Here is a 6,960-nt window from a genome sequence, read left to right as displayed (position 1 = left end):
CGCCGGGCTTGAGCGCGGCGACGATCGGCGGCGGGATGACGGGCGGGACGATCGGGATCGGGGCGACGAGCTCGGTCGCCTTCGACCGGAGATTGGCGGGTGATGCGGCACCTTCGGGCCGGTGGCTCTTCGCCGGGCGGGGCACGACTTTTTTCCAGCGGCGGCGGCGGGGGCGGCGGCCCGACCGCGAAGGTCTTGAGCGCGTCGGGGATCGCCGACGGGAGCTGACGCCGAGGCCGAGGATCAGCGCATAGCCCAGTGCTGCACACAGGGCAGCGGCGCCGGCGGCGGACAGGAGCCGGTCGCGCGGATGGGGTTGGACGCCGTACATGACTGATATCTGGGGAGGATGGCGCGGGGCGGCAAGCGTTCGGGCCGCGGCGCTGTCCGGGGGGTTGGTGGGTGGGGAGGAGGACGGGCAATATGGGTCCGTCTATCCTCCCCCTCCGTCAGGCTATGCCTGCCACCTCCCCCTGCCGGGGGAGGCTTTGCGGGTTAGAGCTTTTCGGTCAGTTCGGGGACGATCTTGAACAGATCGCCGACCAGGCCGATGTCCGCGACCTGGAAGATCGGCGCGTCCTCGTCCTTGTTGATCGCGATGATCGTCTTCGAATCCTTCATGCCCGCGAGGTGCTGGATCGCGCCCGAGATGCCGACTGCGACATAGACTTCGGGGGCGACGATCTTGCCCGTCTGGCCGACCTGATAGTCGTTCGGGGCATAGCCCGCATCGACCGCGGCGCGGCTTGCACCGACGCCCGCGCCCAGCTTGTCCGCGAGCGGATCGATCAGCGCGTGGAACTGGTCGCTCGAGGCCAGCGCACGGCCGCCCGAAACGATGACCTTCGCGCTGGTCAGTTCGGGACGCTCGTTCTTGGCGATCTCCGCGCCGGCAAAGGTCGACAGACCCTTGTCGCCGGTCGAGGCGACCGCCTCGATCTCGCCCGAGCCGCCTTCGGTGGCGGCCTTTTCGAACGCGGTGCCACGGACGGTGATGACCTTCTTCGCGTCCGACGACTGGACGGTGGCGATCGCGTTGCCCGCATAGATCGGGCGCGTGAACGTGTCGTCGCTCTCGACCGAGAGGATGTCGCTGATCTGCATGACGTCGAGCAGGGCTGCGACGCGCGGCGCGATATTCTTGCCGTGCGTGGTCGACGGCGCGACGAACGCGTCGTGATGCCCCATTAGCTCGACGATCAGTGGCGCGACGTTTTCGGCGAGCGCGTGCGCGAACGCCGCGTCATCGGCGACGTGCACCTTGCCGACGCCGGCGATCTTCGCAGCGGCGGCGGCGACGGCGTCGACCCCCTGCCCTGCGACCAGCAGATGGACTTCTCCGAGCTTGCTCGCGGCAGTGACCGCGGAAAGCGTGGCGTCCTTGACGACCTGACCGTCATGTTCGACCCAAACGAGCGTCTTCACTTTGCGACTCCCATCGTCTTGAGTTTGCCGACGAGCTCATCGACGTCAGCGACCTTGATCCCCGCCGAGCGCTTGGCGGGCTCGACGACCTTCAGCGTGGTCAGCCGCGGCGTCACGTCGACACCGAAGTCGGCCGGCGCCTTGGTCGCCATCGGCTTCGACTTGGCCTTCATGATGTTCGGCAGCGACGCATAGCGCGGCTCGTTGAGGCGAAGATCGGTGGTGATGATCGCGGGCAGCTTGAGCGTGTCCGTCTCCGCACCGCCATCAACTTCGCGCGTCACATGGACCGAGTCGTCGGCGATCTCGACCTTCGACGCGAACGTGCCCTGGCCCCAGTTGAGGAGGCCGGCGAGCATCTGCCCGGTCTGGTTGTTGTCGTCGTCGATCGCCTGCTTGCCGAGGATGACGAGGTCGGGCTGTTCTTCCTCGACGATCTTGGCGAGGATCTTGGCGACGCCCAATGGCTCGACCTTGGTCTCGCTGAGGACGAGGATCGCGCGGTCGGCGCCCATGGCGAGCGCGGTGCGCAGCGTTTCCTGGCTCTTCTGCTCGCCGATCGACACGACGACGATCTCGGTCACGCCCTTGTCCTTCAGGCGGATCGCTTCCTCGACCGCGATCTCGTCGAACGGGTTCATGCTCATCTTGACGTTCGCCAGATCGACGCCCGTTCCGTCCGCCTTCACGCGAGGCTTCACGTTGTAGTCAAGCACACGCTTGACCGGCACCAGCACCTTCATCGGGATTCCTTCCAAGGTGAATATGTTCGTTTCGCCCGCCGGTTACCGGCTGCGTTGGTGCGACAGATGGCGGTTTCGCGTCGTTTTCGCAAGTGCGGTACGGAAACATCGGATACCGTAGCGTCACGACGACCGCCCCGTCGGACCGGCTGCGATACCAACGAAAAAGGGCCCGGACGTTTCCGTCCGAGCCCCGTTTTTCGCGAAGTCAGTATGCGAGGCCGACAGCGTTTACGCCGCGACCTTCTGCACCTCTGCGACGATCTTCTTGGCGGCGTCGCCAAGGTCGTTCGCGGGGACGATTGCCAGGCCGGAGTTCGCGAGGATCTCCTTGCCCTTCTCGACATTCGTGCCCTCGAGGCGGACGACCAGCGGGACCGACAGGTTCACTTCCTTCGCCGCCGCGACGATGCCGTCGGCGATGATGTCGCACTTCATGATGCCGCCGAAGATGTTGACGAGGATGCCCTTCACGTTCGGATCCGCGAGGATGATCTTGAACGCCGCGGTCACCTTCTCCTTGTTGGCGCCGCCGCCGACGTCGAGGAAGTTGGCCGGGAACATGCCGTTGAGCTTGATGATGTCCATCGTCGCCATGGCGAGGCCGGCGCCGTTGACCATGCAGCCGATGTCGCCGTCGAGCTTGATATAGGCGAGGTCGTACTTCGACGCCTCGAGCTCGGCGGGATCTTCCTCGGTCTCGTCGCGCAGCTGCAGCAGGTCCTTGTGGCGGAACAGCGCGTTGCCGTCGAACGCGACCTTCGCGTCGAGCACCATCAGCTTGCCGTCGTTGGTCACCGCGAGCGGGTTGATCTCGATCTGCTCGGCATCGGTGCCCATGAACGCGTCATACAGCTTCGACGCGGTGTTCGCGGCCTGCTTGGCGAGATCGCCGGTCAGTTCGAGTGCTGCGGCAACGGCGCGGCCGTGATGCGGCATGAAGCCGGTCGCCTGGTCGATGTCGATCGACTGGATCTTCTCGGGCGTGTCATGCGCGACCGCCTCGATGTCCATGCCGCCTTCGGTTGAGGCCACCATCATCACCCGGCCGGTGGTGCGGTTGAGCGTCAGCGCGAGGTAGAATTCCTTGTCGATTTCGACGCCGTCGGTGACGTACAGGCGGTTGACCTGCTTGCCCGCGTCACCCGTCTGGATGGTGACGAGCGTGTTGCCGAGCATGTCGGTCGCGGCCGCGCGAACCTCGTCCTCGGTCTTGGCGAGGCGGACGCCGCCCTTGGCGTCGGGGCCGAGCTCGACGAACTTGCCCTTGCCGCGGCCGCCGGCGTGGATCTGCGCCTTCACGACATAGAGCGGTCCGGGGAGCTTCTTCGAGGCCTCGACGGCTTCCTCGACGGTCAGCGCCGCGAAACCGGCGGGGACGGGGACGCCGAACTTGGCCAGCAGTTCCTTGGCCTGGTATTCATGGATGTTCATCGGGAAGGCTCCACGCAATTTTTTAGGAAACTCGGGAATTGCCAGCGCGTAAAGCACAGGGCGCGCCGCAAATCCACCCTTAAGGCATTTGCACTTGCGTCTCGTTCGCAATAGAGCGAGGGGATCGCTGATTTTTGGCCATTTTAGGGATGCGCGCCGCAGCGGATCGAAACGCCTGCCGGATCACAAACATTTGCGGAAAAGTAACCCTTTTCGTGCCAGAGTTGAACCATGACAGACCCCGCCTACGACTCGCCTGAGACTCGGACCGGTGAAGAGCCCGGTGGAGAGTTGCGCCGGGCGTTGCGCAAATCCGTCAGGATGCGTGCGCACCTGCGCGACCGCGGCCAGACGCGGTTCGAGATCGAAGTGACCGACCTCTCACTGTCGGGGTTCCGGGCCGAGACCAGCTTCACGCTCTGGCCGGGGACGGTCGTGTGGCTGACATTGCCCGGCCTCGCCGCGCTCGAGGCGGTGGTCGCGTGGCGCGACAAGTTCAAATATGGCTGCGCCTTCGCCAAGCCGCTGCACCCCGCGGTGTTCGATCACATCGTGGCGCTGTCGCAGCGGTAACCCGGCGACCGCACCACGATCCGACAGCGGCGCGTCAGTCGAACAGGCTCGAGACGCTCGTTTCATCCGCGATCCGCTTGATCGCCTCGCCGAGCAGCGGAGCGATCTGCAGGTGGCGGATCTTGCCATGCGCGCCCTTGATCACGTCATGATTGCCGATTGAATCGGTGATGACGAGCTCGCGCAGCTCTGAGCCCTCGACCCGCGCGACCGCGCCGCCCGACAGCACGCCGTGCGTGACATAGGCGACGACGCCCTCGGCGCCTGCCTCCATCAGCGCGGCCGCCGCATTGCACAGCGTGCCCGCCGAATCGACGATGTCGTCGACCAGGATGCAGAAGCGGCCCTCGACCTCGCCGATGATGTTCATCACCTCCGATTCGCCGGCGCGCTCGCGACGCTTGTCGACGATCGCGAGCGGCGCGTTGTTGAGCCGCTTGGCGAGCACGCGCGCACGCACCACGCCGCCGACGTCGGGGGAGACGACCATCAGGTTCTTGCCCTTGAACCGCGCAAGGATATCCGCGGACATGACCGGCGCCGCATAGAGATTGTCGGTCGGGATATCGAAGAAGCCCTGGATCTGCCCGGCATGGAGATCGACCGAGAGGACGCGGTTGGCGCCCGCGACGGTGATGAGGTTGGCGACGAGCTTGGCCGAGATCGGCGTGCGCGGGCCGGGTTTCCGGTCCTGGCGGGCATAACCCATATAGGGGATGACCGCGGTGATGCGGCGTGCCGACGCGCGCTTCAGCGCGTCGATCATGATGAGCAATTCCATGAGGTTGTCGTTCGCCGGAAAGCCGGTCGACTGGATCACGAACACGTCCTCGCCGCGGACATTCTCGTTGATCTCGACGAACACTTCCTCGTCAGCGAAGCGGCGGACGCTGACATCGGTCAACGGAGTCTCGAGATAGGCGGCGATCTCCTGCGCCAGAGGCAGGTTCGAATTGCCGGTCATCAATTTCATCAAAATCGCTCCACGCCCTGTCGCACGCCCCTTAGTCCCGGTGTTTCAATGGGGAAAGGGGCGAAGGGGTTTGCCGGGGGGCGCCCCGCTTCGTACAGCGCAGGGCATGACCGTCATAACCCGTTTCGCCCCCTCGCCCACCGGCCGGCTGCACGTCGGCAACATCCGCACGGCGCTCCACAACTGGATGTTTGCGCGCGCGCAGGGCGGACGCTTCCTGCTGCGGATCGACGACACCGATGCGGCACGGAGCGAGGAGCGGTTCGTCGACGCGATCCGTAGCGATCTCGACTGGCTGGGGATGACGCCCGATGGCGAGGAACGCCAGTCGGCGCGGTTCGCGCTGTACGAGGGGCGGTTCGCGGCGCTGGTCGAAAGCGGCGATATCTATCCGGCGTATGAGAGCGCGCAGGAGCTCGACCTCAAGCGCAAGATTCAGGCGGGGCGCGGGTTGCCGCCGATCTATGATCGCGCGGCGCTGGCTCTCACCGACGCGCAGCGCGCGGTGTTCGAGCGCGACGGGGTGGCGCCGCACTGGCGATTCAAGCTCGATCACGACACGCCGATCGCGTGGACCGACCTGATCCGCGGCGAGCAGCATTTCGAGGCGCGGACGATGAGCGACCCGGTGATCCGGCGCGCGGACGGGTCGTGGCTGTACATGCTGCCGTCCGCGATCGACGATGCCGATATGGGCGTGACTCATGTCGTGCGCGGCGAGGATCATGTGTCGAACACCGCACTGCAGCTGCAGATGTTCGCAGCGCTCGGTGTGCCCGCGCCGCAGTTCGCGCACGAAGCGTTGCTGACCGGGGCGGAAGGGAAATTGTCCAAGCGGCTGGGCTCGCTCGGCGCGGATCATTTCCGCGAGGTAGGGATCGAGCCGCAGGCGGTGCGCGCGCTGCTCGCGCGGATCGGGACGAGCGATCCGGTCGAGCCGATCGCCGACGCTGCGCCGCTGATCGCGACGTTCGACTTCGCCCGGTTCGGCCGCGCGCCGGCGCGGTTCGACGAGGGCGAACTGGCGCAGCTGAATGCGCGGATCGTGCATGCGCTGCCCTTTGCCGACGTCGCCGACCGCCTGCCCGAGGGCATGAGCGAGGCCGCATGGGAGGCGGTACGTCCGAACCTAATGACGCTCGCCGATGCCGCCGACTGGTGGCAGGTGATCGAGGGGCCGGTCGCGGTCAAACCCGTCGGCGGGGACGAGGATGCGACGTATCTCGACCAGGCGCTGGCCGCGTCCGCGGCGATCGACTGGGCAAGTGACCCCTGGCATGCACTGACGAGCCGGTTGAAGGCGGAGACCGGGCGCAAGGGCAAGGCGCTGTTCCTGCCGCTGCGCCGCGCGCTGACCGGACGCGATCACGGGCCCGACATGGCCGCACTGCTGCCGCTGATCGGGCGCGAGCGGGCACTGGCGCGCCTCGCGGCGGCACGCGCCGGCTGAGGCTTGAACGAGCGGGCTGAAACCCCGCTGACCGCCCCTGATCCGACGGCGTGCAAAACGGTTCCGATCGCGCTTGCGCGGCGCATGTAATGATGTACCATTTCACGTGGCGGTATCGATCGCGCCGCCATCCTCGAGGAGATGCGAAGGAGACGGACGGATGTACGCGGACAGAATGAGCCGGACGGGCGGATTGAACCCCGGAAGCCTGGGCGTCGCGCTGGCGATCAACGGCGTGGTGATCGGGGCGTTGTTCTTTGCAGCACCGGAACTGGTGCCGTTCACGCCGCCCGACCCGCCACTCACAATCTATATCCCGCACACCCCGCCGCCGCCCACGCCGGTGCCGCCCGCCGATCCGC

The 6,960-nt window shown here is 66.3% G+C and carries 6 protein-coding genes and 2 pseudogenes; 3 read left to right on the top strand and 5 right to left on the bottom strand.

The annotated features are described in order from the left end of the window. The 4 genes and pseudogenes from NI18_RS16485 to sucC form a co-directional block, all read right to left on the bottom strand. Window positions 1-331 (bottom strand): annotated as a pseudogene (locus NI18_RS16485) (energy transducer TonB); the annotation flags it as partial. Between the two features lie 164 nt (window positions 332-495). Then, window positions 496-1,425, bottom strand: coding sequence for an electron transfer flavoprotein subunit alpha/FixB family protein (locus NI18_RS16480; RefSeq protein ID WP_031440307.1), 930 nt, complete (start codon window positions 1,423-1,425; stop codon window positions 496-498). Further along, complete coding sequence (locus tag NI18_RS16475; RefSeq protein ID WP_031440308.1) at window positions 1,422-2,168, bottom strand: electron transfer flavoprotein subunit beta/FixA family protein; 747 nt, start codon at window positions 2,166-2,168, stop codon at window positions 1,422-1,424. The genes NI18_RS16480 and NI18_RS16475 overlap by 4 nt, the downstream gene beginning before the upstream one ends. Window positions 2,169-2,399: 231 nt before the next feature. After that, the gene (gene sucC / locus NI18_RS16470; RefSeq protein WP_037531547.1) at window positions 2,400-3,602 is read right to left on the bottom strand and encodes an ADP-forming succinate--CoA ligase subunit beta; all 1,203 of its coding nucleotides are present in this window, start codon (window positions 3,600-3,602) and stop codon (window positions 2,400-2,402) included. A 231-nt stretch (window positions 3,603-3,833) separates the two neighbouring features. Between sucC and NI18_RS16465 the strand changes: the two genes are divergently transcribed. After that, window positions 3,834-4,175 carry a PilZ domain-containing protein gene (locus NI18_RS16465; protein ID WP_042466950.1) on the top strand — a complete coding sequence of 114 codons (342 nt, stop codon included), beginning with the start codon at window positions 3,834-3,836 and terminating at the stop codon, window positions 4,173-4,175. Between the two features lie 34 nt (window positions 4,176-4,209). Here the strand turns inward: NI18_RS16465 and NI18_RS16460 are convergent, their stop codons facing one another. Continuing rightward, complete coding sequence (locus tag NI18_RS16460) at window positions 4,210-5,148, bottom strand: ribose-phosphate pyrophosphokinase (RefSeq protein ID WP_031440310.1); 939 nt, start codon at window positions 5,146-5,148, stop codon at window positions 4,210-4,212. A gap of 106 nt (window positions 5,149-5,254) precedes the next feature. On the opposite strand from NI18_RS16460, the gene gltX reads away from it, so the two are divergent. Both gltX and NI18_RS16450 read left to right on the top strand, forming a co-directional pair. Then, a complete protein-coding gene (gene gltX / locus NI18_RS16455; RefSeq protein ID WP_037531543.1) occupies window positions 5,255-6,598 on the top strand; it encodes a glutamate--tRNA ligase in 1,344 nt (447 codons plus the stop codon). 160 nt (window positions 6,599-6,758) lie between these two features. Then, window positions 6,759-6,960 (top strand): annotated as a pseudogene (locus NI18_RS16450) (energy transducer TonB); the annotation flags it as partial.

The sequence above is a fragment of the Sphingomonas sp. Ant20 genome (assembly GCF_000783375.1).
GTDB classification, from domain to species: domain Bacteria; phylum Pseudomonadota; class Alphaproteobacteria; order Sphingomonadales; family Sphingomonadaceae; genus Sphingomonas; species Sphingomonas aerolata.
Note: the sequence above shows the minus strand (reverse complement) of the source record. Positions and strands in the feature narration are given on the sequence as shown.